1 protein-coding gene is annotated in these 1,357 nt (G+C 72.2%); it reads left to right on the top strand.

Annotation, left to right across the window (positions count from 1 at the left end):
- On the top strand, positions 1-1,357 hold a 1,357-nt coding region (locus N878_RS20565), incomplete at both ends, for a YhdP family protein (protein ID WP_021445419.1).

Below are 1,357 nucleotides of genomic sequence, written 5' to 3'. Positions count from 1 at the left end.
TGCAGTTCGCCGCCAACCTGGAGCGGGTCGGCGTCGCCGCCTACCGCGGCGCGCCGGCGGCCGAGAACGTCAGCGGCAGCGTGTCGGGGAACCCGTTTCAGGGCGAGCTGCGCCTCAATAGCGAGAATTTCGCCCTGCACCTGGATCAGCTGTTCCCCACCCCCTGGCGTTACCGCCACGCCCAGGCGCGGCTGAGCTGGGCCTGGAACGACGATGGCCTGACCCTGGCCAGCCCCTATATGCGCCTGGACGGCGAGGAAGGGCAGCTCGCCGGCGACATGCTGATCCGCCTGCGCCGCGACCCCGACGCCGAGGACTACATGGACCTGCGCGTCGGCCTGCGCGACGGCGATGCGGCCTACACCGAGAAGTACCTGCCGACCCGCTCGCCGGGCATGAGCGCCGAACTGAGCCGCTGGCTGCAGAGCGCGATCCGTGCCGGCAAGGTGGAGGAGGGCTACTTCCAGTACCAGGGTTCGCTGAACAAGGGCGCGGCCATCACGGCGCGCAGCCTCAGCCTGTTCTTCCAGGTGGCAGAGGCCGAGCTGGCCTTCCAGCCCGGCTGGCCGGCGCTGCGCGAAGGCCGCGGCCAGGTGCTGATCGAGGACGACGGCGTGCGCGTGCGCCTGCAGCAGGGGCGCCTGCTGGACAGCCAGGTGAGCGCGGTCAGCGCCGCTATCCCGCTGCTGCACAACGGCCAGCCGCCGCGCCTGCAGCTCGACGGCGAGGTGAGCAGCAGCCTGGGCGACGCCCTCAAGCTGCTGCAGGAGGCGCCGCTGGGCACCGCCGAGCTGTTCGCCGGCTGGCAGGGCGAGGGCCCGCTGGCCGGGCGCCTGCAGCTGGACATTCCGCTGGCCAAGGGCGCGCCGCCCGGCGTGGTGGTGGACTTCGCCACCGAAGGCGCGCGCCTCGAGCTGGTCAATCCCGCCCTGCAACTGAGCCAGATCCAGGGGGCGTTCCGTTTCAACAGCGCCAGCGGCCTGAGTGCGCCGGACGTGCGGGCCCAGGTGTTCGGCCGCCAGGTGCGCGGCAGCATCAGCGCCGAAGGCGCGCGGGGACGGACACGCACCCTGTTCGATCTGCGCGGCCAGGCCGAGGTGGAGACCCTGCGTCAGTGGCTAGGCATCGAGCAGAGCCTGCCGCTCAGCGGCCTGCTGCCCTACCGCCTGCGCCTGACCCTGGACGGCGACGACAGCCAGCTGCGCGTCGACTCCAATCTCAAGGGCGTGGCCATCGACCTGCCGCCGCCCTTCGCCAAGGCGGCCGGCGAGGAGCGCTACGCCGACTGGCGCATGACCCTGGCCGGCCGCGAGCGGCGCTACTGGCTCGACTACCAGAACCTGGCCAGCCTGGCCCT

Origin of the sequence: Pseudomonas sp. EGD-AK9 (assembly GCF_000465935.2) — a bacterium.
Taxonomy (GTDB): Bacteria; Pseudomonadota; Gammaproteobacteria; order Pseudomonadales; family Pseudomonadaceae; genus Aquipseudomonas.
Note: the sequence above shows the minus strand (reverse complement) of the source record. Positions and strands in the feature narration are given on the sequence as shown.